At 66.7% G+C, this 25,701-nt stretch carries 18 protein-coding genes and 4 pseudogenes; 12 read left to right on the forward strand and 10 right to left on the reverse strand.

Annotated features, from left to right (window positions below):
• Nucleotides 1–118 precede the first annotated feature (118 nt).
• The 3 genes from NG697_RS11975 (at nucleotide 119) to NG697_RS11985 (ending at nucleotide 2,555) form a co-directional block, all read left to right on the forward strand.
• A complete protein-coding gene (locus NG697_RS11975) occupies nucleotides 119–1,045 on the forward strand; it encodes a LysR substrate-binding domain-containing protein (protein WP_252614292.1) in 927 nt (308 codons plus the stop codon).
• Between the two features lie 106 nt (nucleotides 1,046–1,151).
• Complete coding sequence (gene panD, locus NG697_RS11980; RefSeq protein ID WP_248763631.1) at nucleotides 1,152–1,577, forward strand: aspartate 1-decarboxylase; 426 nt, start codon at nucleotides 1,152–1,154, stop codon at nucleotides 1,575–1,577.
• Nucleotides 1,578–1,628: 51 nt separating this feature from the next.
• On the forward strand, nucleotides 1,629–2,555 hold the full coding sequence (locus NG697_RS11985; protein ID WP_252599173.1) for an AEC family transporter: 927 nt from the start codon (nucleotides 1,629–1,631) through the stop codon (nucleotides 2,553–2,555).
• 222 nt (nucleotides 2,556–2,777) lie between these two features.
• On the opposite strand, the gene NG697_RS11990 is transcribed toward NG697_RS11985, so the two are convergent.
• The 8 genes from NG697_RS11990 to NG697_RS12025 form a co-directional block, all read right to left on the reverse strand.
• Nucleotides 2,778–5,417 (reverse strand): trehalase-like domain-containing protein, encoded by a 2,640-nt coding sequence (locus NG697_RS11990; RefSeq protein ID WP_252614293.1) that lies wholly within the window; start codon nucleotides 5,415–5,417, stop codon nucleotides 2,778–2,780.
• A 198-nt stretch (nucleotides 5,418–5,615) separates the two neighbouring features.
• On the reverse strand, nucleotides 5,616–7,730 hold the full coding sequence (locus NG697_RS11995) for a hypothetical protein (RefSeq protein WP_252614294.1): 2,115 nt from the start codon (nucleotides 7,728–7,730) through the stop codon (nucleotides 5,616–5,618).
• 2 nt (nucleotides 7,731–7,732) lie between these two features.
• Nucleotides 7,733–8,818: a glycoside hydrolase family 130 protein gene (locus tag NG697_RS12000; protein WP_252599179.1), complete on the reverse strand. Its 1,086-nt coding sequence runs from the start codon at nucleotides 8,816–8,818 to the stop codon at nucleotides 7,733–7,735.
• Nucleotides 8,819–8,821: 3 nt separating this feature from the next.
• Nucleotides 8,822–9,754 (reverse strand): carbohydrate ABC transporter permease, encoded by a 933-nt coding sequence (locus NG697_RS12005; protein WP_374209920.1) that lies wholly within the window; start codon nucleotides 9,752–9,754, stop codon nucleotides 8,822–8,824.
• A gap of 1 nt (nucleotide 9,755) precedes the next feature.
• The gene (locus NG697_RS12010) at nucleotides 9,756–10,721 is read right to left on the reverse strand and encodes a carbohydrate ABC transporter permease (protein WP_252614295.1); all 966 of its coding nucleotides are present in this window, start codon (nucleotides 10,719–10,721) and stop codon (nucleotides 9,756–9,758) included.
• Between the two features lie 13 nt (nucleotides 10,722–10,734).
• Entirely contained in the window at nucleotides 10,735–12,036 is a 1,302-nt protein-coding gene (locus tag NG697_RS12015) for an extracellular solute-binding protein (RefSeq protein WP_252614296.1), read from the reverse strand.
• Nucleotides 12,037–12,071: 35 nt separating this feature from the next.
• The gene (locus NG697_RS12020; protein ID WP_252614297.1) at nucleotides 12,072–13,148 is read right to left on the reverse strand and encodes a LacI family DNA-binding transcriptional regulator; all 1,077 of its coding nucleotides are present in this window, start codon (nucleotides 13,146–13,148) and stop codon (nucleotides 12,072–12,074) included.
• A 289-nt stretch (nucleotides 13,149–13,437) separates the two neighbouring features.
• The gene (locus tag NG697_RS12025) at nucleotides 13,438–14,427 is read right to left on the reverse strand and encodes an LLM class flavin-dependent oxidoreductase (RefSeq protein WP_252614298.1); all 990 of its coding nucleotides are present in this window, start codon (nucleotides 14,425–14,427) and stop codon (nucleotides 13,438–13,440) included.
• A gap of 273 nt (nucleotides 14,428–14,700) precedes the next feature.
• Here NG697_RS12025 and NG697_RS12030 point away from each other — a divergent pair.
• The 6 genes and pseudogenes from NG697_RS12030 (at nucleotide 14,701) to NG697_RS12055 (ending at nucleotide 21,912) form a co-directional block, all read left to right on the forward strand.
• Nucleotides 14,701–15,684: pseudogene (locus NG697_RS12030) on the forward strand (ABC transporter substrate-binding protein).
• Nucleotides 15,685–15,825: 141 nt separating this feature from the next.
• The gene (locus NG697_RS12035; protein WP_252614299.1) at nucleotides 15,826–16,266 is read left to right on the forward strand and encodes a GNAT family N-acetyltransferase; all 441 of its coding nucleotides are present in this window, start codon (nucleotides 15,826–15,828) and stop codon (nucleotides 16,264–16,266) included.
• 101 nt (nucleotides 16,267–16,367) lie between these two features.
• Nucleotides 16,368–16,961, forward strand: a complete 594-nt coding sequence (locus NG697_RS12040) for a TetR/AcrR family transcriptional regulator (RefSeq protein ID WP_252614300.1) — start codon at nucleotides 16,368–16,370, stop codon at nucleotides 16,959–16,961.
• A gap of 76 nt (nucleotides 16,962–17,037) precedes the next feature.
• Nucleotides 17,038–18,576, forward strand: coding sequence for an aldehyde dehydrogenase family protein (locus tag NG697_RS12045; RefSeq protein ID WP_252608027.1), 1,539 nt, complete (start codon nucleotides 17,038–17,040; stop codon nucleotides 18,574–18,576).
• On the forward strand, nucleotides 18,577–20,220 hold the full coding sequence (locus NG697_RS12050; RefSeq protein ID WP_252614301.1) for a GMC family oxidoreductase: 1,644 nt from the start codon (nucleotides 18,577–18,579) through the stop codon (nucleotides 20,218–20,220).
• A gap of 90 nt (nucleotides 20,221–20,310) precedes the next feature.
• Nucleotides 20,311–21,912 carry an APC family permease gene (locus NG697_RS12055; RefSeq protein WP_252614302.1) on the forward strand — a complete coding sequence of 534 codons (1,602 nt, stop codon included), beginning with the start codon at nucleotides 20,311–20,313 and terminating at the stop codon, nucleotides 21,910–21,912.
• Here the strand turns inward: NG697_RS12055 and NG697_RS12060 are convergent.
• Nucleotides 21,909–22,070, reverse strand: a complete 162-nt coding sequence (locus NG697_RS12060; protein WP_252614303.1) for a hypothetical protein — start codon at nucleotides 22,068–22,070, stop codon at nucleotides 21,909–21,911. The genes NG697_RS12055 and NG697_RS12060 overlap by 4 nt on opposite strands.
• Nucleotides 22,067–23,087: pseudogene (locus NG697_RS12065) on the reverse strand (LLM class flavin-dependent oxidoreductase); the annotation flags it as partial. The pseudogene NG697_RS12065 and the gene NG697_RS12060, both read right to left, overlap by 4 nt.
• On the opposite strand from NG697_RS12065, the pseudogene NG697_RS21340 reads away from it, so the two are divergent.
• The 3 genes and pseudogenes from NG697_RS21340 to NG697_RS12080 form a co-directional block, all read left to right on the forward strand.
• Nucleotides 23,082–23,368 (forward strand): annotated as a pseudogene (locus tag NG697_RS21340) (hypothetical protein); the annotation flags it as partial. The pseudogenes NG697_RS12065 and NG697_RS21340 overlap by 6 nt on opposite strands.
• A gap of 92 nt (nucleotides 23,369–23,460) precedes the next feature.
• Nucleotides 23,461–23,930, forward strand: a pseudogene (locus tag NG697_RS12075) (GNAT family N-acetyltransferase).
• A gap of 4 nt (nucleotides 23,931–23,934) precedes the next feature.
• On the forward strand, nucleotides 23,935–25,671 hold the full coding sequence (locus NG697_RS12080) for a helicase HerA-like domain-containing protein (protein ID WP_252614304.1): 1,737 nt from the start codon (nucleotides 23,935–23,937) through the stop codon (nucleotides 25,669–25,671).
• Nucleotides 25,672–25,701 lie beyond the last annotated feature (30 nt).

Raw genomic sequence — 25,701 nt, forward strand, 5'->3', positions numbered from 1 at the left:
GCCCCGGCGAGGGGCTGTGACGGGGGTAACTCAGGTACACCAGTATGCAAGCGCAGTTGCGTTAGATAAAGTGACTACTTCTAACCTATATTCATTAGATTCATCAAGGAATGTGGCCATGCTCGATGTCCGGCGCCTGCGGCTTCTCCGCGAACTGAAGATCCGGGGCACCCTGGCGGAGGTGGCGGAGGCACTGCAGTACAGCCCGTCGTCGGTCTCCCAGCAGCTTGCCCTGCTGGAAAAGGAAGTGGGCGTGGAGCTGCTCCGGAAGACGGGGCGGCGCGTGCAGCTGACGCCCCAGGCCGAAGTCCTGGTGGCCCACACCGCCCAGCTGCTCGAAACCATGGAGCAGGCTGAAGCAGACCTCGCGGCGTCGCTGACGACTGTCACGGGAACCGTCCGGATTGCGGTGTTCCAGTCCGCGGCCTTGGCGCTGATGCCGGACACGCTCACGCGGATGACGGCGGAGTACCCGGAGGTCCGGATCGAAATGATCCAGCGCGAACCCGAAACGGCACTTCATGAGACGTGGGCGCGCGATTTTGACCTGGTCATCGCCGAACAGTATCCGGGCCACGCCGCCCCGCGGTACCCGGAGCTGGACCACATCAAGCTGACCACTGACGTGATCCGGCTGGCCGTTCCGCCGGCCGCTCCCGGCCGGCCGCCCATCACGTCGCTGGAAGATACTGCCGCGCTGCCCTGGGTGATGGAGCCCCGCGGCGCGGCATCCCGGCACTGGGCGGAGCAGGCCTGCCGGAGTGCCGGGTTCGAGCCCGATGTGCGCTTCGAAACAGCCGATCTCCAGGCGCAGATCAGGCTGATCGAGTCCGGAAATGCCGTGGCGCTGATGCCGGACCTCGTCTGGACCGGCCGCGGCACCACCGCCCAGCTGCTGGACCTGCCCGGCAACCCGCACCGCACCGTGTTCACATCGGTGCGCCGCTCCAGCGCGCAGCGGCCGGCCATCCTCGCCGCCCGCGAGACGCTGGCCGCCACCGCCACCTCAGTAGCAAGGACGGACGACGGCGGCGCATCGAGTTAGGTGCCGGATCGCCCGGTCACGTGCGGGTAGGCGGGGAAACAGCTTCCGCCGGCATGTTCAGTGCGTCACAGCGCGATCCGGGTGCCGACGCTAGACTGGGCGGGTTATGAATCGCACAATGTTCAAGTCCAAAATCCACCGGGCCACCGTCACGCATGCCGACCTGCACTACGTAGGATCGGTCACCGTTGACCTGGACCTGCTGGATGCTGCCGATATCCTTCCCGGCGAGCTCGTGGCCATCGTGGACGTGACCAACGGTGCGCGCCTGGAGACCTACACCATCGCCGGCGAGCGCGGCTCCGGTGTCATTGGCATCAACGGGGCAGCAGCCCACCTGATGCACGAGAACGACATCGTCATCCTCATCACCTATGCCCAGATGACCACGGAAGAGGCCCATGCCTACACCCCGAAGGTCATCCATGTGGATGAGGACAACAAGATTGTCCAGATCGGAAACGACCCCGCCGAGTGCCACACGCCCGGCCTGATGCGTCCGCCGTTCGCCCTGAACAACGCCGCCCTGTAGCCGGAGCGTGAGTCCGGGCAGACACCGCCGCCGCAGCCTCGGAGGCTTTTCTTGGTAGGCGTGCTGCAGGGCTTCTTTGTTGTCTGGTTCATCATCATGGTGGGCTGGTTCGTCGGCCGCCAACGGATCCTGGGCGACAACGCCCGCCAGGTCCTCAGTGGCCTGACCTTCTTTGTGGCCAGCCCTGCACTCCTCTTCGAGACGCTCAGCAAAGCGCAGCTGCGGGAAGTCTTCGCGGAACCGCTGCTGGTCACGGCTGTGTCCGCCGTCTGCACCGCCCTTATCTTCTTCAGCATCGTCAAGTTCGTCCTTAAGCGCGCGTTGCCGGAAGCACTGATGTCCTCGATGGCCGCTTCCCTGGCCAACTCCGCGAACCTCGGTATTCCCATCGCGGTATATGTTCTGGGCGACGCCAGCTACGTGGCACCGCTGCTGATCTTCCAACTGGCGTTCTTCACACCGATTTTCCTGATGATCCTGGACGCCAGCACCAGCTCACACCGCACCACGCCCTGGGGATTCATTCTGATGATCCTGCGGAACCCGATGATTGTTGGCTCGGGCCTTGGCCTGCTGGTGGCGGGGACCGGTTGGAAGGTTCCGCCGCTGCTCCTGGAACCGATCCACCTCATTGGCGGCGCTGCGATTCCGGCCATGCTGATCGCCTTCGGCATGAGCCTGAACGGCAGCCGGCCATTGCAGGCCGCCGCCGGCAGACGCGTGGACACTCTCCTGGCCAGTGCCTTCAAACTGGTGGTCCAGCCGGCCATCGCCTACGTTTTTGCCCGCTTTGCCGTAGGGCTCGACGGCCCGGCCCTGTTCGCGGCCGTCGTGGTGGCGTCCCTCCCCACCGCGCAGAACGTTTTTGTTGCCGCCAGCCGCTACCAGACCGGCCTCACCGTGGCCAAGGACACCGTCCTGATCACCACGGTGGTGGCGGTACCTGCCATGATCGGCGTCGCGCTGCTGCTGAACTGATTGGCTGCTGAACTGACCAGCGGTTTGTGCTCCCGCTAGGTTCCCTCGTCACGCCAGGCACGCTTTTAGCGCCCGACGGCGGCGCCCACCGCGCAGTTCCGCGGCAGGCCGCCGTCGTGCTTCCCAAAAAGGCGCTGTGCGTGATAAACCGGCGGAAAAAACCAGCGCGCACGAGCAGTTGGGGCCCTCCCGACAGGGCCTCAAGTGTACGTTCGCGCCGGGTTATGTCCTTTTGGCCTCTGGCTTGTGCCGGTCCAGGATCCGGGCGCAGCGGATGAACCCCAGGTGCGAGTACGCCTGCGGGTGGTTCCCCAGGTGCGTCTCCGTACTGGGATCGTATTCTTCGGGCAGCAGGCCGGTGGGGCCGAAGAGGTTCACCAGCTGGTCGAACAGGTCCCAGGCCTCCTCGATCCTGCCCACCGCAACGTACGCCTCAATCAGCCAGGTAGTACAGATGTGGAAGCCGCCCTCCAAACCCGGCAGGCCGTCGTCGTACCTGTACCGGAACACGGTGGGGCCCACCCGCAGTTCCCTTTCCACGGCGGTGACGGTGTCCAGGAACCGCTGGTCAGTGATATCCAGCAGGCCGGAGAGCCCGATGTGGAGGACGGCTGCATCCAGGTCGGGGCTGTCGTAGGCCACGGTGTAGGACGCGGCCGAGTCATCCCAGCCTTCGCGCAGGACTTCCTCCCGGATGGTTTGCGCCGTGGGTTCCCACGACGGATCCGGCGTCCTGCCGTGCCGGTCGGCGGTCCGCAGTGCGCGGTCCAGCGTCACCCAGCACATCACCTTGGTGTAGACGTGGTGCCGCGGCGGCCGCCGGGCTTCCCAAATGCCGTGGTCAGGCTCGTGCCACCGGGCCAGGACGGCGGCCGCCATCTGCACCAACAGGTCCCAGTGGCCGTCCTCGAGGCCACCATTCCGTGAGCTGACGCCGTGGATCAGTTCAGCCACCGGCCCGAAGACATCGAGCTGGACCTGGTGGTCTGCGGCGTTGCCGATCCGGACCGGCCGGGACCCCGCATACCCGGGCAGGCTGTCGATGACGGCCTCCGTGGACAGCGGCGCCCCCGTCACCGAGTACAGCGGATGCAGCCATTCCGGGCCCGGTGCATGTTCGAGGATCCGGCCCAGCCAACTGAGGAACCCGGCCGCCTCCGCCGTGGAGCCCAGGTCCACCAGCGCGTTCACCGTCATGGAGCCGTCCCGCAGCCAGCAGTAGCGGTAATCCCAGTTCCGTGTGCCGCCGATTCCTTCTGGCAGCGACGTGGTGGGCGCGGCCAGCACGGCACCCGTGGGCTCGTGCACGAGGGCGCGGAGGACCAGCGCTGAGCGGCGGACCAGCGATGGCTTCACCGAGGGCAGTTCCAGTTCCTGCACCCAGCGGCGGGAGTGGAGCGCCACGCCCGCCCGCCGGTCCGTCTCCCCGCGGGGGTCCGCCAACGCAGGCTCGGTGTCGCCGCAGCGCAGGTTGAGGACCACCGGCCCGTCCTGGAGGTTGACCGAAGCGGTGGCGGTGGCATGGAGGCCGTCCGAGGTGATGGTGAAACTGACGCCCGGGGCAAAAAGGAAAATGGGATCGGAGGTTCCCACCACATGGAGTTCATCGCCGCGGGCCTCCATGCTGAACGGCGCGTTGGCGTAATCCGGCCGGGGCGCGAAGACGATCTTGGCGCCGCCGGTTCCGGAGAGCACCCGGACCAGGCTGGTGATCCCTTCCGGTGCCGGCTCCAGGTAGTCCGTGACGGTTACGTCCGCCCAGCGCGTCTCCACGATCATGGTGCTGTCCACGTAGCGCTGGCCCAGAACCTGCGAGGCCTTGAGCGGCTCTACGGAGAAGTGCCCGGCGGCGTCCCCGCCCAGGATGTGGGCGAACAGCGACCCTGAATCCGGGAGCGGGTGGCTCATCCAGCAGACCTTGGCATCCGGAGTGACCAAAGCGGTGGATGATCCGTTGCCGATCATCGTGTGGCGCTCGAGCCCCACTGCGTCCTCGCCGAAAAGCCAAGCCCGCCGCAGCTCGAACAGGAGGGCCAGGACGCGGGCGAAGGATTCCGGGTCCCGCAGCCGGTGGGACGCGCGGGTCTCCCCCGGCCCCACTCGTAACCCCAGGTCCGGGCCGCGGAGCGTGGCGATGGCCATTTCGTCGCTGTGGGCGTCCCCTGCGTACAGCGCAGCACTCGCGCCCAGCCGGGACCGGAGGTTTTCCAGGGCGTCCGCCTTGGCCGGTTCCATCACCGAGAGGTCCAGGACCGAACCGTCCACGATGAAGAACAGCCCATGGGCCCTGGCGATCTCCCGCGCCGTTTCCGTCACGACCTGCACCACCGTCGGGGAGGCCGGCCGGGTGTGCACCGACACGGCCACCGGCTTCCGCTCGATCCAGATTCCCTCCTGGAAACCCACGGCCTCAGTCAGCGCGGTGCCTACCTTGTGGAGCGTGGCTTCGGTGGCGAGGTCCTGGACGTGGGCGAAGGCCATGTCCGACTCCGCGCCATGCGAGCCGATGAGGTGCACCTCCGCGGGCAGCCGTGACACAGCGGCGAGGTCACGCAGCGAGCGCCCCGAGATGACGGCGGCATGGGTGTTGGGTAGGGCGGCCAGGGCGCGGAGCGCGATCGCGGCGCTCCCCAGGGGAAGGGTCTCGGTGGAGATTCCCTCCGCGTCGCACAGTGTTCCGCCGTAGTTGCAGGCCACCAGCAGCCCGGGGACACGGGCGAGGACCTTCAGTTCGGCCAGGAGGGTGGGGGTGAAACCTTCGTCCGCCAGGTCCGACTGGATGAACGTCCGGAGCAGGCCCAGCGGCAGCGATCTGGTCAGCAGGGCGGAATCCGCCACGCTCTGGTTCAACGGCGTAGCCATGCGTGCACTCCTTCAGCAGAGCCTGGCCCGGAAAGGCCGGAGGGGCCGTATCCCATGTTTCCGCCGGGTGGTTTCGCCTGAATGTCCCGGCTATTGCCACCGTGTAAAGTCCGACGGCGGGACCCACCCTCCGCCGCCGGCCTCGCGTCACGTCGTGTCACGCAGCCTCCCGTCGCGTCGTGTCACGCAGGGCAGGCCTTAACGCCCGACGACGGTCAGCGTCGCCAGGGTGAAGCCGCCAGGGGCCACCGTGACGCGTCCGGACGTGGCGCCGGCGCTGCCGTTGGAGCCCTTGACCGGCTGGCCGGCGGAGTCGTACTGGCGCTGGACCAGCACAAACCCTTCCGGCACGCCCACCTGCCGCACGGTAGCGGATTTGGCCGCGCTGACGTACAGCGTGGAGTCGCCGCCCGAACCGGAGACGGACACCGTGGAGATCAGCGGCTGGACCAGGAGTGCGTCCAGTGCCGCCTGGCCGTCGGTGCTGGCGGTGACCGAGGTCAGGCCGGCAGCGAGGGCGCGCCGCAAGGTGAACGGGATGAGGATGCCGGGGGCATCGGTGATGCCCTGCGCCCCTGCCCTGCCGTTGGCCGTGGTGCCGAGCAGGCCCTTGGCCGAGGTCCAAGTGGTCGTGCCCGAGGGCGCAATCACCTGATTCACGATGGGGAAGATGTTGCTGGGCTGGTCCGCTGCCGGCAGCGGGATGGAAAGGCTGCCACCCGCGCTGAGGTCCACGTAGGCGCCGCCGGAGATGTTGGCTTCGCCCGTCCAAGACGACGGCGGCCGCACCACGGTTCCGCTGCCTGTGATGGTGCCGGCCTCGGCTTCCACCACGCTGAGTCCGTTGGTCCCCTCGGTCACGCTGATTCCTAAGGCCTTGGCCCGGAGTTCCGGGTCGGCGTCGAGGGCCAGCATGGTGAGCAGGGCATGGATGGTGGATTCGGCGCCGGAGTTGGGGTTGATCCGGCCGTCCGTTTCGATCCCGTCGATGGCCGTGCCGGTTGCCGGGTTGTAGGCGGGGGCGCCGTTGGGGCTGGCGCCGAAGAACCAGCCCGCGGCGATGGCTGCCACGTCCAGGAGTCCAGGCGCTTTAGCGGCTTCCGCCGTCGCCACCAGGCTTTGGACGCGGGAGTCCACGCCGTACGCGATCTGGGCCTCGCCGGGAGCGGGGCTCCAGGCGTTGTCCGGACCGCCCGCTGCGAGCAGCTGCGGCGTGAACTGCGCGGTGTCCTTCACGGCTGCCGTCAGCAGGTCAGGCCGGTCCAGGACAGTGGATGCGGTGGCAACAGCGGCCGGAGCCATGCCGCCCCACGCGTGCCAGAGGCTCTGGGACTTGTTCCACGGCATGATCGCGCCGAACGGCCATTGCGTGGCCGAGCCGGAAGACATAGCGGCCACACCCTCGCTCAGCCGGGACAGCGCCGTGGTGGCCACGGCATCGGACGGAACGGTCTCCACGTACGCGGCCAAGCCCAGCACGGCCTCGGCGGAGGCATCCGCGCCGCCAGCAATGAGCCAGGCCGGGACCTGGACGCCGTCGGCGGTGTCGAACGTTCCGTACTTGGCGAGAGACTGGCGGTTCAGGGCACCCAGGGACAGGTGCAGCCGGTCCTGCAGGAACGCGGCGAACTCCGGATCGGACCCCGCAAACCCTGCGAAGCCTTCGCCCAGGGCCCACACCGTGCGGGCCAGCCAGTAGGACTCCGCGGAGTCGGACGGATCCGGCAGTTCCACGGGAATGGCGCTGGGGTTCAGGCTGCCGTCCGCCTGCTGCCAGAGGATGACGTTGCCGGCGTTCGGGCCATCCACCGTTTGCAGGTACGTAAGCGTACGGAGGTTCTGGAAGGCGTGCTCCCTGCTCGCCAGGTCCCCGGTCTGCTTCCAGTGCCGCAGGTAGACCACGGCGGTGCGGGCGATATCGTCCGCGTTGTAGGCACCCTGGGTCCAGTCGCCGGTGGCCGGGTCCAGGTCCCCGCCGCCCACGCGGTCATAACTGCCGTCGTCGTTCTTATCGGCGTAGGTCCACGGCGCTTCGGCCTCGGGGTCCTGCTCGAGCTGGTAGGTGGCGTGCCCGGCCACCGGAGCCAGCGGCACCGTGTCCACCAGGAAGTCGAGGTGGTCCAGGTTGGTCAGACTCCCGCCGTCGGCCAATGCGGGTTCCAGGACGGGTGCCGCCGTTGCAGTATGCGCACTGGCGGACGACGGCGGCGCGGCAGGGGCCGCCGTGACGGCACCTGCCTGCAGCGAAACAGCCAGCATGGAAACGGCCACCGCCGTCACCACCGGCCGTGTGGCCTTCGGTGAAGGCAGCACCGTCAGATCCGGTCCAGTTTGGCGACACCGATCTTGGAGTCGGCCATCCCGTAGAACACAAACAGCTGGTCGCCGATTTTTTCGATCGCGGTGGGGAACACCACGTTCGGCACGATCCCGGAGATCTCGTCCTCGGTTTCCGGCGCCAACAGCGGCTTGTCGCTGCGGGCGATCACCGTGGAGGGATCGTCCGCGGACAGGATCATGGCCGCGGCGGTGTAGTTAACGTTCTGCTGCTGCTCGAAGGCGGAGGCGGCCATCTTTCCGGCCACGCCGTGGTGGATCAGGAGCCAGCCTTCGTCCACGCGGATGGGGGGCGGGCCGCCGCCGATCTTCAGTTCCTCAAAGGGGAACTCGCTGAGGGCCACCAGCCGGTGCTTGCCCATGTGCACCAGGTTGCGCAGGTCGCGTTCGACGTCGGCCACGGCCACGTAGGAGATCCAGATGCCGGGGCGGTTGTCCGTGACGCCGGCGGGCAGGTGCTCGCCTTCGCCGGGACGGATCCAGCCCAGGTCCCACATGGGGCGGTGCAGCATGGCGTAGGAGGGCACGCCGTCGGGGTCGTTCACCGGCTCCGGGAAAAACACTGCATCCTTGTTGGGAAACAGGTTCAGGTCCATGGAGAGATCGGCCTGGTACTCGAAGAAGCACGGGCCAAGGCGGTCCCAGTTCCGGAGGTCCTCGGAGTGGGCGAAGGCGAGGCGGGGGCCCAGCGGGCCGTAGGCCACGTAGGTCATGAGGTGCTTGCCAAGGGCGGGCACCCAGGTGGTGCGCGGATCCTCGGTGCCGGCATTGTTCATGCCGCGTTCCCAGCCCTCGTCCGGGGCCAGGACCACGCCCTCGCGTTCCACGCCGCTGGGCACGCCGTCGTCGTTGATGACCACCTTGGCGAGCCCCACACGGGACACGTTGCCCGTGGCCACAAGCCGCGGCAGCAGGTACAGCTCGCCGTCCGGGCCGCGGCCGCTGGCGGGGTTGAGGACGCCTTCGGCTTCGAAGTAGTTGCCGGGCTCGGGGGTCATGATGACGCCGGCGCGGGTGAGGGTGAAGGGGACAGTGGGGAGTGCTGAAGTGTGGGGGGAAGTCATGGATTAGCCCTTTACGCTGGAACCGATATTGGTGGAAATGAACTGGCGCTGGAAGAAAATGAAGAGTGCGACGGCGGGGGCCGCCAGCACGCAGGCACCGGCAAGGATGGCACCGAACGGGTTGCCGGCCTGGCCGGCGATGTTGGAGATGAAGTTGGCCAGTGACACGGCCAACGGCTGCAGGGACTGCTCCTTCGTGACCAGGAACGGCCACAGGAACTCGTTCCACGGGCCGATAAAGGTCAGCAGCACGGCGGTGACGATGGCAGGACGGACCAGCGGGATGGCGATCTGCCACAGGATCCGCAGCTCCGAGGCGCCGTCGATCCGGGCGGCCTCAAACAGGGTTGAGGGCAGCTGGAGGAAGTACTGGCGGAACACAAACACCGCCGTGGAGTTGATGGCGAACGGCATGATCATGCCCAGGTAGCTGTCCGCGAGGCCGTAATCGCGCACGATCATGACGTAGAGCGGGATGAGCAGCAGCTGGAACGGGATCATCTGCACCAGCAGCATCATCCCGAACACCACGCCGCGGCCACGGAACTTCATCTGCGCCAGGGCATAGCCCACCAGCAGCCCGAAAATCACCGTGAAGAGGATGACGCCGCCGGTGAAGATGCCGGAGTTGAGCAGGCCGCGGAACAGGTTGATGGACTCGTTGATCTGCACATAGTTCGCGCCGGTGATGTTGGCCGGGTTGGGAAACGCGCCGAAAATCGACGTGTCCGGGGCAGTCTGCAGTGAACCGATGAGCATGTAATAGAACGGGAAGAGGAAAACGAAGGCGCCCACGCATAGCAGGATGAAGCTGCCCACGCCCAGGTTGCGGCGTTTTTCGACGCCCAAGTCGGGACGAAGGACAGGTTCCGCTGGTTCCGGACGCCGGCTGGCGTCGTCGTCGTTCTTGGCGTTTTGTGCGTTGGTGACGGACATGTCAGTCCTCCTTCCCGCCCACGAGGCGTTTCTGGATCAGGGCGATCAGCAGGACGCCGATCACCAGCACCACACCCAGTGCGGCCGCGACGTCGGGGTTCCCCTGCAGGAGGCCCCGCTGGTACATGATGAACACCGGGGAGGCCGAGGCCCCGTCCGGACCGCCGCCGCCGGTCAGCAGGTACGGCTCGGTGAAGAGGTTTGCGCCGGTAATGGTGGCCAGCAGCGTGACCAGGACGCTGGCGGGCCGGACGCCTGGCACGGTGATGTTCCAGAACTGGACCCACTTGTTGCCGCCGTCCACGGCCGCTGATTCGTACAGCTCATCGGGGATGTTCTGCAGCGCCGCGAGGTAGAGCAGGATGAAGAATCCCAGCTGTTTCCACGTCACGTACAGGGCCACGGTAGGCATGGCCAGCCACGAATTCACCAGCCAGGACGGGGTTGGGGCCAGGGGCCCCAACAGCGTGTTCAGCAGCCCGTTTTGTTGGAAGAGGAACAGCCAGACCCCGACGACGGCGACGCTCGCGGTCACATACGGCACGTAGTAGCTGAGGCGGAAGAACGTCTTGAACCGGGTGATGCGGTTCAAGGCGTTGGCCAGCAGCAGCGACAGGCCCACCGTGAGCGGGACGTTGATGATGAGGAAAACGCCGATGTTCAGGAACGAGCGCTGAACGGCGGGGTCTGACAGGACGGCGATGTAGTTGTCGAACCCTACAAACGGCCGGTCCACCTTGACCCGTGGTGCCGTGAAGAAGAAATCGTGGAAGGAAATGTAGACGGCGTAGCCGAGGGGGAACGCCAGGACGGCCAGCACGTAGATGACGTACGGGGCGCTGAACAGCAGGCCCAGCGGCTGGGGGCCCAGGAAGTTCTTACGCTTCCTGGGCACCAGCCGCCGGTCCACCGGTCCACCAGCCGGTTTCCCCGTGACGGGGTTCCCACTAGAAGAGCGGAGTGACATTGGGGGGTCACCGCTACTTCTGGGCTACCAGTTGGTTGATCTTGTCGGCCGCGTCCTTGAACGAGGTGTCGATGCTTTCGTTCCCGAAGATCACGGCCTTGGCGTAGGCGGTGCGGAAGGTCTGCCAGACCTCAACCGAGTTGGTGACGTTGGGGACCTCCACAGTCCGCGCGGCCTGCTCGGCGAACTGGGTGTAGGCCGGGTTCTTGGCGAAGTAGTCCGAATAGACCGTTTGGAGGTCCTTGCGCATGGGCATCTGGCCGGTGTCGGTCAGCAGCTTGCCGTCCTGCTCCTCGCTGGTGGCGAACTTCATGACCTCCCACGCCGTGCCCTGGTTCTCGCACGCGGAGTACATGGCCACGTTCTTGGCATCGGAGAACGTTGAGGCATCAGCCTTGGCCGCTGCGGCCGGGACCGGGACCGCACCCCAGTTCACCTTGTCCTTGTAGGCGGAAATGGCCCACGGACCGGCCATGGACATTGCCGCCTTGCCTTCGGCGAATGAATCGCCCTGGTAGACCTCCTTGGAGGCCAGTTTCTCCTTATAGAAGGTCTCGAACATGGTGGCTACCTGCTTGCCCTCCTCGCTGTCGAACGTGGCCTTGCCGTCCTTCACCAGCGGGGTGCCGTCGGAGTTGGCGGCGTAGAAGGAGTAGAAATCGAACCAGGCCTGGAAGAAGTCACTGGCCGGTGATGGCCACATGGCGTTGGTGGCAGCACCTGAGGACACCAGGGTCCGGGCGGTGTCCAGCAGTTCCTGGTGCGTCCCCAGCTTCGGGTTCTCCGGATCCAGCCCGGCCTTGGCAAACATGTCCTTGTTGTAGAAGAGGACAACGGGATTGGACTTCCACGGCAGCTGGTACATCTTGCCGTCCGCGGACTTGTACTGGTCCGCCAGGTCACCGGTGCGGTCCTTGATGTACTGGAGCCCGTCCGGGAACTCATCCAGGGCCACCAAACCACCCTGCTTCTGGAACTGGGGAACTGCGACAGGCGCGGTGTTGAAGACCAGGCAGGGAGCGTTGCCGGCCGTGATGGCTGCACCGATGACTTCCTCGGAGCTCTTGCCGGCAGGGATCTCCTGCGCATCGATCTTCTCGTCCGGGTGGGCGGAGTTCCAGGATTCCACCATCGCCTTGCCCCACTTCACCTCGAACTCGTTGTTGGAGTACCAGATCTTGATGGGCCCCTTGGCGGACGTGGCCGAACCGCCATCGCCGCCCCCTCCGCTGCCGCCGCAGGCAGCCAGGCCTGCCCCCATTACGGTCAGGGCGGCCACTGACAATATTCGCGTGGCTTTGGTAAAGCGCTTCATTGCGACTCCTTGATACTGGTCCCGGTGGGGATCTGCTACGGGTTGGTGTGCTTTTTTGCTTGCTTTGGGGATTGCTGGGGGACTGGCTTGGTGGTTGTGGATGGGGCGGGGCCGGTGGAGGCGCGGACCAGCAGGGAAGGTGCCTGCAGGTCCGTATCCTCACCGGAGTGGGTGCCGTTGAGCTGGTCCAGGAGGGCCTGCGCGGCAACTCTGCCCCAGCGCATGGGGTCAGTGGCGATAGTGGTGAGGGGCGGGTTGAGGTACTTGGTGAACTCGGCGTTGTCGTAGCCGGTGACTGACAGGTCACCCGGGACGTTCAGGCCCTGAGACTGGGCGAAGGACTGGCCGGACGTCGCCATGAGGTCGTTCGCATAGACAATCGCGGTGGGGCGGTCCGGCCGGCGGAGCAGTTCCGCGGTGGCGGCCACTCCCCCGGGCGCCGTGAAGTCAGCCTCCGCGAACAGATCCGCTGCCAGGCCGGCAGCGGCCATGGCCGCTTCCCAGGCCCGGCGGCGGCTGCGGCCGTGGATGTATTCCTGGGCGCCGCCCACGTGGCCGATCCGGACGTGGCCCAGGGCCAGAAGATGTTCGACGGCGGCCGTGATGCCGTCCGTGTCATCCATGGACACCGCGGGGAAGGGTGAGTCCGAATCCGGCCTGTTGAGCGTCACGGCCGGCAGCTTGAGCTCGCGCAGCAGACCGATCCGGGAATCATGGTGCCGCACATCGGTCAGGATCACGCCGTCCACGCGGCCGCCGTCGGCCAGTTTGCGGTAGGCCCGCTCTTCGGCGCCGGGGGCGGTGGCAACGCTCAGGACCAGCGTGTAATCGTGCTCGGCGAGGGTGGTCTCGATGCCAGCAATGAACGCCGGGAAGAACGGGTCCGTGCCAAGGAGCTTTGGGTCGCGGGCCACCACAAGGCCCAGCGCGTAGGCCTTCGCGGAGGACAGGCCCTTGGCGCGGAGGCTCGGCTTCCAGCCAAGCTCTTTGGCGACCTGCAAGATCCGGCCCCGGGTGGCGTCGCTGACGCCGGGCTGGTTGTTCAGCGCATACGAGACAGCACCTTTGCTGACCCCGGCCGCATGGGCGACGTCGCTGATGGTTACTGCCATGATGTGGGACCCTTCAGGTTGTGGGTCCCGTGACTCACGCCACTGAACCGGTTCAGTAGGCTCTACTAAACCGGTTCAGTTGAGGGATGTCAAGGGCCCGCCGCCACATTGGTGCTTTCCGGCGGCCGCGTTGGTTCCGTCCTGGCCGGCTTCCGCCGTCACGCAGGGCACGCTTTTGGACCACGACGGCGGCGCCCGCCGCGTGATTCCGGGGGATCCCGCCGTCGGGCTTCCTAAAAGGGTGCTTGGCGTGACGCGGGCGCGCCCCCACGTGCCGGTGGCGCCGGACCTAGATCCGGGCCAGCCCGGCAACCCCCGCCAGCAGCTCCACGGAGCGGATCCTGGCCTCGGTGCCGGTGTTCTGGTGCGCCACGATGAGTTCGTCGGCGTCGGAGAGCTTGGCGAACTCCTCGAGGTAGTCGTTCACAACGTCCGGGGTGCCGATGGCCGAGTACGTCATCATCTGCGAGACGTGCTGGCCCTGCGGGGAGTCCAGGATCATGTCCGCTTCGTCGTCGGTGAACTCGCGCCCGCCGCCAAAGAACAGACCGACGCGGGCGCGCAGGGTGGCCCGGAAAGCCGCCTGCGCTTCGGCAGCGGAATCGGCGGCGATCACGTTGACGCCGGCGATCACGTGCGGGGCTTCGAGCTGCGCCGACGGCTTGAATTCGCTGCGGTAGAGCGCCACGGCATCCTGCAGGGAGTTGGGGGCGAAGTGCGAGGCGAAGGCGTACGGCAGGCCCAGCTGGGCAGCGAGGCGGGCGCCGAACAGCGACGATCCGAGGATGTACAGCGGGACGTTGGTGCCCTTGCCGGGGGTGGCCTCCACGCCCTGAATCCGCGTGGGACCGGTGAGGTAGCCCTGCAGCTCCAGGACGTCTTGGGGGAAAGTGTCCGCGGACATGGGGTCCCGGCGCAGCGCGCGCATGGTGTTCTGGTCGCTGCCGGGGGCGCGGCCCAGGCCAAGGTCGATCCGGCCCGGGTGCAGCGTTTCCAGGGTGCCGAACTGCTCGGCGATGGTCAGCGGCGAGTGGTTGGGCAGCATGACGCCGCCCGCGCCGAGCCTGATGGTCTTGGTGTGGGCGGCCACGTGGGCGATCAGCACGCTTGTGGCCGATGACGCGATGGCGGACATGTTGTGGTGCTCGGCGTACCAGACCCGCCGGTAGCCCAGCTCCTCCGCCCGCTGTGCCATGGCCACGCTGCCGGCGAAACTCTCCGCCGCCGTCTGGCCTTTGCCAATGGTTGCCAGATCAAGGATGGAGAGGGGAAGCGTCACGTCGGTGCCGGCCTTTCAATGCGTTGCGTAGGGTGGCCGGCCGGGTCGCGGCGGCACACTGTGGACAACGACGGCGGCGTCCGGGTTATTTCTGCGGCCTGCGGTGGGGTGGCCCACAGTCTCATTTGTGACCGCGGCGGTCGCCCGGTGAACTGCCGTTACTCCCGGTATCGCACCGTTTCGGCGGCCTTTGATCCCGCACCAGCGGTCCCGGATAGTTGCTGCCAAGAACACCGTTCCGTTCCGAAAATCAGCAACTTGCAAGGGGAAATCATGGCGAAAATCAAGACAAGACAGGCTGCCGGTGCAGCACTCGCAGCAGTCACGCTGCTGGCGCTGGCCGCCTGCTCGGACCCGGGCGCGACGGCGCCGACAGCACCGTCGTCGGGCTCTACGACGAGCGCAGCAGGCAAGACGTTCAATCTGGCCCCGGAGCAGAACCGCGTCAAGGTGACGGTAGATGAGAAAGCCGCCGCACTGGTCCCCGACGCCAACAAGGCGGACGGCAAACTGACCGTAGTCACCACCGGCGGCACAGCCCCGCTGAGCCTGTTCGCCACGGACAACAAGACGCTCATCGGCAGCGAAGTGGACATCGCCTACGCTGTCGGCGAGACGCTGGGGCTGACCGTGGAGGTCCTGCCCGTGGCCTGGGCCGACTAGCCGCTGGGCGTTGAATCCGGCAAGTACGAGGCCGTGCTCTCCAACGTCACCGTCACCGAGGCCCGCAAGGAGAAGTTCGACTTTGCGAGCTACCGCAACGACCTCCTGGGCTTCTACGCCAAGACCGATTCCACCATCGGCGACATCACGGAAGCCAAGGACGTCGCCGGCAAGCGCATCATCGTCGGCTCGGGCACCAACCAGGAAGCGATCCTGGTGCGCTGGGACGAAGAGAACAAGGCCAAGGGGCTCGCGCCGGTTGAGTTCGAGTATTACGACGACGACTCCGCCTCCACGCTGGCACTCCAGTCCGGCCGTGCGGACCTGACGTTCGGCCCGAACGCCGGGGCGGCCTACAAGGCCGCGAAGGACGGCAAGACCAAGGAAGTGGGCACGCTCAACGGCGGCTGGCCGCTGACCGCCGAAATCGCCTTCACCACACAGAAGGGAAACGGCCTGGCCGTTGCAGCCCAGGCTGCCCTGAACACTCTCATCAAGGAAGGCAGCTACGCCGAGATTCTGGACCGGCGGGGCCTGTCCTCGGAGGCCATCAAGACCTCCGAACTGAACCCGCCCGGCCTGCCGAAGAAGTAGGGCCGCCAACCACGGAGAATCCCCGCCTTGCTTCAGTGAGGCGGGGATTCTTCGTGTCCCGCCCCACAATGCCTGGCGCGTTCGCTGCGTCTGGCGCTACCAGAATTTGCGGCGCTCCGACGCGCCCCGTTGAATAGTGGAATGCCCCACTCCTACAAGCTCCGCCCCGGCCTCGATACTGACGGCCCGTGGATCGCCGACCTCCGCGCCGTCGTGATGCGTCCGGACCTTGAGCGGCTGGGCCGCTTTGACCCGGTCCGCGTCCGCGAGCGCTTCCTGAACGGGTTCCAGCCGGAGCACACCTTCGTCGTCGAGGTGGCTGGGCAGAATGCGGGCGTGATTGCTGTCCGCCCGGAGCCCGACGCGCAGTGGATCGAACACTTTTACCTGGCCCCGGAGCATCAGGGAAAGGGCCTCGGCGGCGCCGTGCTCCGGCAGGCCATGGACGCGCCCCAGGACCACCGTCCCTTCCGCCTGAACGTCCTCCAGGGAAGTGCCGCCCGGCGGCTGTATGAGCGACACGGCTTTGCGGTGGAATCGGAGGACGCTGTGGACGTATTTATGGTGGCACCGGCCTCTTAACAGATGCCGCGTTCCTGGAGTTCCGGGTCTAGGTGGTTGACGATGTGGTCCGCCTGATCTGGAAAATGCACTAACGGCGGCTTTGGCAATAGTCTGGCCAGATGGGGACAAATACCGTGAACTCCGGCGAACAGATCGACAGGCAGTCGCGCATTCTCGAGGCGGCGCTGGATCTGCTGTCCCGCCATGGGATTTCGGGTGTGAGCATGCGGGCCGTGGCCCGCGAAGCTGGCGTCGCGCTCGGCCTGGTGAACTACTACTACGACGACAAATTGAGCCTGATCCGGGCGGCCCTGCACCGGGTGGACGAGCACGACCTTAGGCTGGTCGCACCTGACCCCTCGTCGGCCCCGGACGAACAACTGCGCAAGGCCCTGCGGCGGGTGGCAGCCGCTGACCTGCTGACCACCCGCTACCTGTCCCTGCGCCTGCATCTTTGGGCCCTCGCCCAAGCGGACGAGGGCTATGCACAGATCAACGCCGAGGCCTTCGACCGGTATCTCGACGGCCTCGCTGCACTGGTTTCCAATGCCCAAACGGGTCTGTCATGGGAGACATGCAGGGAGCGGGCGGCTGACATTGTCGTCATCCAAAACGGCATGTGGCTGACGGCCCTTCTCGGCGTTGATGAGGCCTCCATCCAGCGAAGCATTGCCCGCACTGAGCAAATAGCCTTCGCGCCCCTGCAGGAGTAAGCCCCGCTACGTAGCATTGAACGACTGTTCAATAAAAGTATTGAACAGTCGTTCAATCTGCATTACTGTCCTTCGTATGACTTACGCCACACCCCTTCGGGACGTCCCCCAAACCAAAAAAACTGAAACAGCATCCACCCTGTTCATCAACGGTGCATGGGAGCCGGCCGTCTCCGGCGCTGTCCGCGAAATCCGCAACCCCGCCGACGGCGAGGTGGCGGCCACAGTGTCCGAAGCCGGCCGGGAAGACGCCGAGCGTGCCATCGTCGCAGCCCGTGCAGCCTTCGACTCCGGAATCTGGTCAAATGTCCCGGCACCCGAACGCGGCACCTTCCTGCTCAAGGTCGCCGCCGGACTGCGCGAACGCCGGGAAAAGTTCGCCCGCGCGGAGTCGCTGGACACCGGCAAGCGCATGGTCGAAAGCCGCATCGACATGGACGACATCGCCGCCTGCTTCGAATATTTCGGACGGCTGGCCGGGCAGCAGTCGGGCCGCATGGTCGACGCCGGGAACCCCGCCGTCGTCAGCAAGATCGTCTACGAACCCGTGGGCGTCTGCGGCCTGATCACGCCATGGAACTACCCCCTGCTCCAGGCAGCCTGGAAGATCGCACCCGCTCTGGCCGCCGGCTGCACCTTCGTTCTTAAGCCGTCCGAGCTGACGCCGTCCACCGCCATCCTGGCCATGCAGCTGCTGCAGGACCTCGGCCTGCCGGACGGCGTCGCCAACCTCGTGACCGGACCCGGCGCGGAGGCGGGGGCACCGCTCTCCGAACACCCCGCCGTCGACCTGGTCTCCTTCACCGGCGGACTGGAAACCGGCAAGCGCATCGCCGCGGCCGCCGCCGGCACCGTGAAAAAGGTGGCGCTGGAGCTCGGCGGTAAGAACCCCAACGTGGTGTTTGCCGACGCGGACTTCGACGCCGCCGTCGACAACGCCCTGAACGGGGCCTTCGTCCACTCCGGGCAGGTCTGCTCCGCCGGGGCGCGGCTGGTGGTGGAGGAATCAATCGCCGAGCGCTTCGTCGATGAGCTGGTCCGCCGTGCGCGGGAAATCCGTATCGGAGGGCCGTTTGATGACGACGCCGAAACCGGGCCGCTGATCTCCGGGGCTCACCGGGACAAGGTTGATGCCTACGTCCAGCGCGGCATACAGGAGGGCGCGCGGCTGCGGTGTGGCGGCGCGGCCCCTGAAGGGCAGCAGTACGACGCCGGTTTCTACTACCAGCCCACGGTCCTGGACAACGTGCAGCGCGGGATGTCCGTCGTCGTGGATGAAGCGTTCGGTCCGGTGGTGACCGTCGAGACCTTCCGCACCGAGGAGGAGGCCGTCGCCACGGCCAACGACACCATCTACGGGCTGGCAGGCGCGGTCTGGACCCAGGACGCCGGCAAGGCGCAGCGCGTGGCTTCCAGGCTGCGGCACGGGACGGTCTGGATCAACGACTACCACCCCTACCTGCCCCAGGCCGAGTGGGGAGGCTTCGGCCAGTCCGGCGTCGGCCGCGAACTCGGGCCGACAGGCCTGGCCGAGTACCAGGAAGCAAAGCACATCTACCAGAACACCAGCCCCCAGGTGACCGGCTGGTTCGCTGACCACGGGAAGGAGAACTAGATGCATACAGACAACGTCGAGAACCTCAGCGAGCGCGGGTTCGACTACATCGTCGTCGGCGGCGGATCCGCGGGGGCCGCAGTCGCCGCGCGGCTGAGCGAGGATCCGGACGTGTCCGTTGCCTTGGTGGAGGCCGGCCCGGATGACCGGAACCTTCCCGAGATCCTGCAGCTGGACCGCTGGATGGAACTGCTGGAATCCGGCTATGACTGGGACTACCCGGTGGAACCGCAGGAGAACGGCAACTCCTTTATGCGCCACGCCCGGGCAAAGGTCATGGGCGGCTGCTCCAGCCACAACTCCTGCATCGCCTTCTGGGCCCCGCGCGAAGATCTGGACGAGTGGGAATCCAAATACGGCGCCACCGGCTGGACCGCTGAAACCGCCTGGCCGCTCTACCAGCGGCTGGAGACCAACGAGGACGCCGGCCCGGACGCGCCGCACCACGGGGACTCAGGCCCCGTGCACCTGATGAACGTGCCCCCGGTGGATCCTGCCGGCGTCGCGCTTTTGGATGCCTGCGAGCAGACCGGCATTCCGCGTGCGAAGTTCAACACCGGGACCACTGTCATCAACGGCGCCAACTTTTTCCAGATCAACCGCAGGGCGGACGGCACCCGCTCCTCCAGCTCCGTCTCCTATATCCACCCCATCATGGAGCGCGAAAACTTCACCCTGCTGACGGGCCTGCGCGCCCGCCAGTTGGTGTTCGACGAGCACAAGCGCTGCACCGGAGTGGACGTGGTGGACTCCGCGTTCGGCCGGACCCATCGCCTCTCCGCGCGCCGGGAAGTCATCCTGTCCACCGGCGCCATCGACTCGCCCAAGCTGCTGCTGCTCTCCGGCATCGGCCCCACAGCACACCTCGTCGAACACGGCATCGAGGTCCTGGTTGACTCCCCCGGCGTGGGCGAGCACCTGCAGGACCACCCCGAAGGCGTGGTGCAGTTCGAGGCCAGGCAGCCGATGGTGCAGGCTTCGACGCAATGGTGGGAAATCGGCATCTTTACCCCCACCGAGGACGGCCTGGACCGCCCGGACCTGATGATGCACTACGGCTCCGTCCCGTTCGACATGAACACCCTGCGGCACGGCTATCCCACCACGGAAAACGGCTTCAGCCTCACCCCGAACGTCACGCACGCCCGCTCCCGAGGCACCGTCCGGCTGCGCAGCCGCGACTTCCGCGACAAGCCCAAGGTGGACCCGCGCTACTTCACGGACCCGGACGGCCACGACATGCGCGTCATGGTGGCCGGCATCCGCAAGGCCCGCGAAATCGCCGCGCAGCCCGCCATGGCGGAGTGGACCGGACGCGAGCTTTCACCCGGCATCGAGGCGCAGACGGACGAGGAACTGCGGGACTACATCCGCAAGACGCACAACACCGTGTACCACCCCGTCGGCACCGTCCGGATGGGCCCGGCCGACGACGACATGTCGCCCCTCGATCCGGAATTACGGGTCAAAGGCGTCACCGGCCTGCGCGTCGCGGATGCCTCCGTCATGCCGGAACACGTCACCGTCAACCCCAACATCACCGTCATGATGATCGGCGAACGCTGTGCGGACCTCATCCGCGACAGCCGGTCCGGCGAAACCATGACCTCAGGAGAAATGGAGCTCACCGCGTCCCTCGCCTAAGCGGCAAGGTCCCGGCGGCAGGGCATCGACCTTCCATGCGCCACGGCCGGCCGGTCATCACTATCGTGCTTTTCTGATTTAGGAGTCCACATGGCGGAACCCAGCAAGAGTATTGATTCAAGCGGCATGGACGAGTTTGGTTATACGCAGACCCTGGACCGGAGCATCGGCAAGTTTGCCAGCTTCGCGGCAGGTGTCAGCTACATCTCCATCCTCACTGGTGTTTTTCAACTGTTCTACTTTGGCTTTTCCATGGCTGGCCCGGCGTACGCGTGGTCCTGGCCCCTCGTCTTCGCAGGCCAGCTGACGGTGGCCCTGTGTTTCGCCGAGCTGGCGGGCCGGTACCCGGTGGCCGGATCGGTGTACAACTGGGCCAAGCGGCTCACCTCCGGGACCTGGTCCTGGCTGGCGGGCTGGCTGCTGCTCATCTCGTCCATCGTGGCGCTCGGCGCCGTGGCCCTGGCCCTGCAGCTCACCCTTCCGCAGCTCTGGTCCGGCTTCCAGATCATCGGTGACGGAACGGGCACCTACGACTTCGCCCTCAACGGCGTGCTGCTGGCGAGCATCATGATTTCCATCTCCACGCTCATTAACGCCTTCGGCGTGAAGCTGATGACCAGGATCAACAGCATCGGCGTCTTTGTTGAGCTGACCGCGGCCGTGCTGCTGATCCTGGCGCTGGGGTGGCACGTTGTGCGGGGGCCTGAGGTCTTCTTCGACACCGCCGGCTTCGGGGAAGGCCACGACCTCGGCTTCTTCGGTGTGTTCCTGATCGGCGCCATGGCCTCCGGCTACGTTATGTACGGCTTCGACACCGCCAGCTCCCTAGGTGAAGAAACGAAGGACCCCAAACGCACGGCACCCAAGGCCATCCTGCGTGCCATCACGGCATCCTTCGTGCTGGGCGGCCTGATCCTGCTCTTTAGCATCCTGGCGGCCCCGGACCTGGCCGACCCCAAGCTCGGGGCGGCCGACGGCGGCCTGCAGTATCTGGTGCTCTCCGTGCTTGGAGGCCCCTTCGGCAAGGCCTTCCTCGCCTGCATCGTAGTGGCCGTGGTGGTCTGCACCCTGGCCGTCCATGCTGCCGCCATCCGCATGATGTTCGCCATGGCCAGAGACAACAACCTTCCGTTCAGCCAGCAGCTCAGCAAAGTGGACACGGTCCGCAGGACCCCTACTGTCGCTGCCATCGTGGTCGGGATCATGGCCGTCATCCCGCTACTGGTCAACGTAATGCAGCCGGCCATCTTCACCATCCTCTCCAGCATCAGCATCGTCCTGATTTACCTGTCCTACCTGCTGGTCACCTTTCCGATGCTGCGCAACCGGCTCCTGAAGAAGTGGCCGCTTGCCGACGACGGCTCCGAACCCGGATTCAGCCTGGGCAAGTGGGGACTGCCTGTGAACATCCTCGCGGTCCTGTGGGGCGGTGCCATGACACTGAACCTGGTGTGGCCGCGCCAGGAGATTTACAACTCGGTGCCGCCGTTCGAGTGGTACCTGCAGTGGGGCGGGGTGATCTTCGTGGCAGCGGTCGCCGGCGGCGGGGCCCTGCTGTACCGGCTGAAGATCCGCCACCAAACGGGCGTGCTGGCCGAGCACGCCGCGGCCGTAGCAGCCCATCCGTCGTCGGGCTCCGCCCTGCAGTTATCATCGGCTGAAACCGGTGTGGCGGACGCCAAAGTACCTTAGAGGCGCTGCTCCCACACCGTCAGCTGCAGTCTGACCGCGCCAGCGTCGGGGACGGCGGCACCGTCCCCAGCGCAGCCGCCGTCGAACACCCCAATGTAGCTGCAGCGCACCGTCCCCCACAGGCGCTGCCACAAGCCGCCGGGGCGGTCCGCGCTCATAAAGCGCGGGCCGCTTCAGCAGCTTCGTCAGCAGTGCGCGCGGGAGTTGCCAGGCCCAGGTTTTCACGCAGGGTGCTGCCCCGATACTCCGTCGGGTAGACGCCGCGTTCCTGCAATTCCGGCACCAGGTGGTTCACGATGTCATCCAGGCCGGACGGGATCAGCCACGGCGAGATGTTGAAGCCGTCCACCGCGCCGACCCGTGCATATTCAGCCAGCTGGTCCGCCACCGCGGAGTACGAACCCGTGAAGGTGTGGCGTCCACGCGGGCTGTGCGGGAGGTGACGAACTGGCGGATGGAGAGGCCCTTGTCCTTGGCCTCTGCCCGCCACTGGTCCGCCAGCTGCCGGGCTTTGGCGCCGTGGAAGCCGCTGCCGCGGGTTTCGGAGGTTTCCTCCACCACTGGATCAATCTCCGGGAGCGGCCCGTCCGGATCGTATGCCGACAGCTCGCGGCCCCAGAACTGCTCCAGGTAAGCCACGGCCTGCTGCGGACCGATTTGCAGGCTGCGCACCCATTCCTTCTTCGCCGCAGCCTCGTCAGCTGTGGGTGCCAGGATGAATTCGCTGGCCGGCATGATCTGTACCGCGTTGGCTCCGCGGCCCGCGTTCAGCGAGCGTGCCACGAGGTCCTTGCGGAACTCGACGGCAGCATCAAACTTCGGGTGGGCCGAAAAGATGACATCCGCCTGGCGGGCAGCAAAGTCGCGGCCTTCCGGGGAGTCGCCTGCCTGGAAGAGCGCGGGCCGGTACTGCGCACTTCGAGGCAGCCGGGGCGTCACGTCCACGGTGTAGTGCTGCCCTTCATGGAGCACACGGCCCGCGGTCCCTCCGCAGTTTCCCAGGAATCCCAGATGCGCTTAGCCGTCTCCACGAATGCTTCAGCGTGCCTGTAACGGTCGGCGTGGTCCAGGTATCCCCCGCGCCGGAAGTTGGCACCGGTCCAGGCGTTGTCCGTGGTCACGATGTTCCACGCGGTACGGCCACGGGAAATCAGGTCGAGGGACGAGAGTCGGTGGCCCGGTCGCTCAACCCGCTGCTGGCGTCGCTGCACCTGTCCGGTCTGGGCAGCGAACAGCAGCTGCTCACGGCGGACGGCATCCACTCCACCGGAAAGCTGCTCGTCTCGGACCGGCACGAGCTGCTGGACGGGCACGGCCGGGCGGGCGGTCGGCTCTTCGGTGTGGGGCGGGAACGTCCGGCTGGGGCGCTGGCGCCTTTGCCAGGCCTGGCACCAATGCCGCCCCGTTCCGCGAGAACGATGCCCTGGCCAGGACTGTCCTGGGCGTCGCGGCGTGAAAACCAGCATAGGCAGCCCGGCTGCACTGAACCCGGCAGCCCTGAACAGGTCCGCGCTGAACCGGTCCGCGCTGACCGTCCTCAACCTTCCCATGCACGATCCGCGGGTCCGGCCGCTCCTGGATGAGCTGGCCGTGGAATACGACTCCCGCTACGGCGACCTTTTTGGCCGCGGAGACGCTGCCGACGAACTCAACCGCTACCCGGCGTCGGAATTCAAGGGACCGGGCGGTGCGCTGCTGGTGGTCCAGGAAACGGCGAGTCCATAGCCGGCGGAGCTTTCCGCCGGTACAACAACGACACGGCGGAGTTCAAGCGGATCTGGACCCACTCGGCGCACCGCCGCCGCGGCCTCGCCCGCTTCGTCCTGGCGGAGCTGGAGGCGCTGGCGGCCCGGCGGGGCTACCGGCGAGTCTTCCTGACCACCGGTCCGCGCCAGCCTGAAGCAAAGCACCTGTACCTCGCCTCGGGTTATGAGCCGCAGTTCGACCTGGACCAGGATCCGGAGATCATCACGTCGCTCGCGTTCACGAAGAATCTCCCGGCCGCCCCGCTAAGCTAGCGGCATGGCCAACAAAACCACTGCAGAAAAGCTCGCCACCATCCAGAAGGGCTACACCGTGGAAGGTGCCACCATCGAGTTGGGAGCCGCAATTGTGGACGGCGAACTCCACAAGGAAGCCCAGGTCCGCCTGCCGCTGGCCATGATGAACAGGCACGGCCTGGTAGCCGGCGCCACCGGCACCGGCAAGACCGTCACGCTGCACATGATGGCCGAGCAGCTGTCCGCGGCCGGAGTTCCCGTGTTCCTCGCGGACATCAAGGGCGACCTGTCCGGCCTGGCCACGGCGGCCGCCGGCAGCGAGAAGCTGAAGGCCCGCACCGACAGCATCGGCCAGGCCTGGGCCGGCAAGACGTTCCCCGTGGAGTTCCTGGCCCTGGGCGGCGACGGCAACGGCATTCCCGTCCGTGCCACCATCACCTCGTTTGGCCCCATCCTGCTCTCGCGTGTGATGGAGCTCAATGACACCCAGGAATCCAGCCTGCAGCTGGTCTTCCACTTTGCGGACAAGTACAACCTTGAGCTGATCGACCTCAAGGACCTCCGCGCGGTCATCCAGTTCCTCACCTCGGACGAGGGCAAGGACGAGCTGGAGGAACTGGGCGGCCTGTCCAAGGCCACCGCCGGCGTCATCCTCCGCGAACTGGTGAACCTCGAAGCGCAGGGCCTGGAACGGTTCTTCGGCGAGCCTGAGTTCGACACCGCCGAGCTGCTCCGGACCGCCCCGGACGGGCGCGGCGTTATCACCTGCCTGGAGCTGCCCACGCTGCAGACCAAGCCGATGCTGTTCTCGACCTTCCTGATGTGGCTGCTGGCGGACCTGTTCGAGGACCTCCCCGAGGCCGGCGACCTGGACAAGCCCAAGCTGGTGTTCTTCCTCGATGAGGCCCACCTGCTGTTCAACGGCGCATCCAAGGCCTTCCTGAACGCCATCACCACCACAGTCCGGCTGATCCGTTCCAAGGGTGTGGGGATCTTCTTCGTCACCCAGACACCCAAGGACGTCCCCGCCGACGTTTTGGGCCAGCTGGCCAACCGCATCCAGCACGCCCTCCGCGCCTTCACCCCGGAGGACGCCAAGGCCCTGAAAGCCACCGTGTCCACGTTCCCGATGAGCGATTATGACCTCGAGGAGACCCTCACGTCCGCGGGGATCGGCGAGGCCGTCATTACCGTTATGAATGAGAAGGGCGCCCCGACGCCGGTCGCGCACACTCGCCTGCGCGCCCCGGAATCCGTCATGGGCCCCAGCACTGAGGAGCTCATCAAGAGCACGGTGGGCGGGTCGGCATTGCTCGCCAAGTACGGGACCGCCGTGGACAACGTCTCCGCCTACGAGAAACTCACCGGCAAGGCCGCTGCGCCCACCGGCGGAGCCGCGCCCGGCGAGCCCCCGGTTCCGGGGACTTCCGGGCAGCCAGGTCCGGGGCAGGCCGGTTCCGGGCAACCACGTTCAGGGCAGGCCGACGTCGACGCCGAGGCCCGCAGGATCGAAGAGGAAATCCTGGGCCGGCCCAGCAGCCGTCCCGCGCCGGACCGTGGCGCCGACACTAATGCGCCCGCGCGGCGTGCACCGGCGCCTGCGGCCCCGGCCGGCGGCGGGATGGTGGGCGACATCGCCGGTGCGCTCGGCGGGGCACTGGGCGGCGGGCTGAAGAGTATGGTCCGTTCCCTGGGCACGCAGCTTGGCCGGGAGCTGCTCCGCGGCGTCTTCGGCACCTCGTCCCGGCGCCGCCGGTAGGCAAAACCGGACGATGTCCCGCCCTGGACT

It is taken from the genome of Pseudarthrobacter raffinosi (assembly GCF_023913835.1).
In the GTDB taxonomy this organism is placed as follows: Bacteria; Actinomycetota; Actinomycetes; order Actinomycetales; family Micrococcaceae; genus Arthrobacter; species Arthrobacter raffinosi.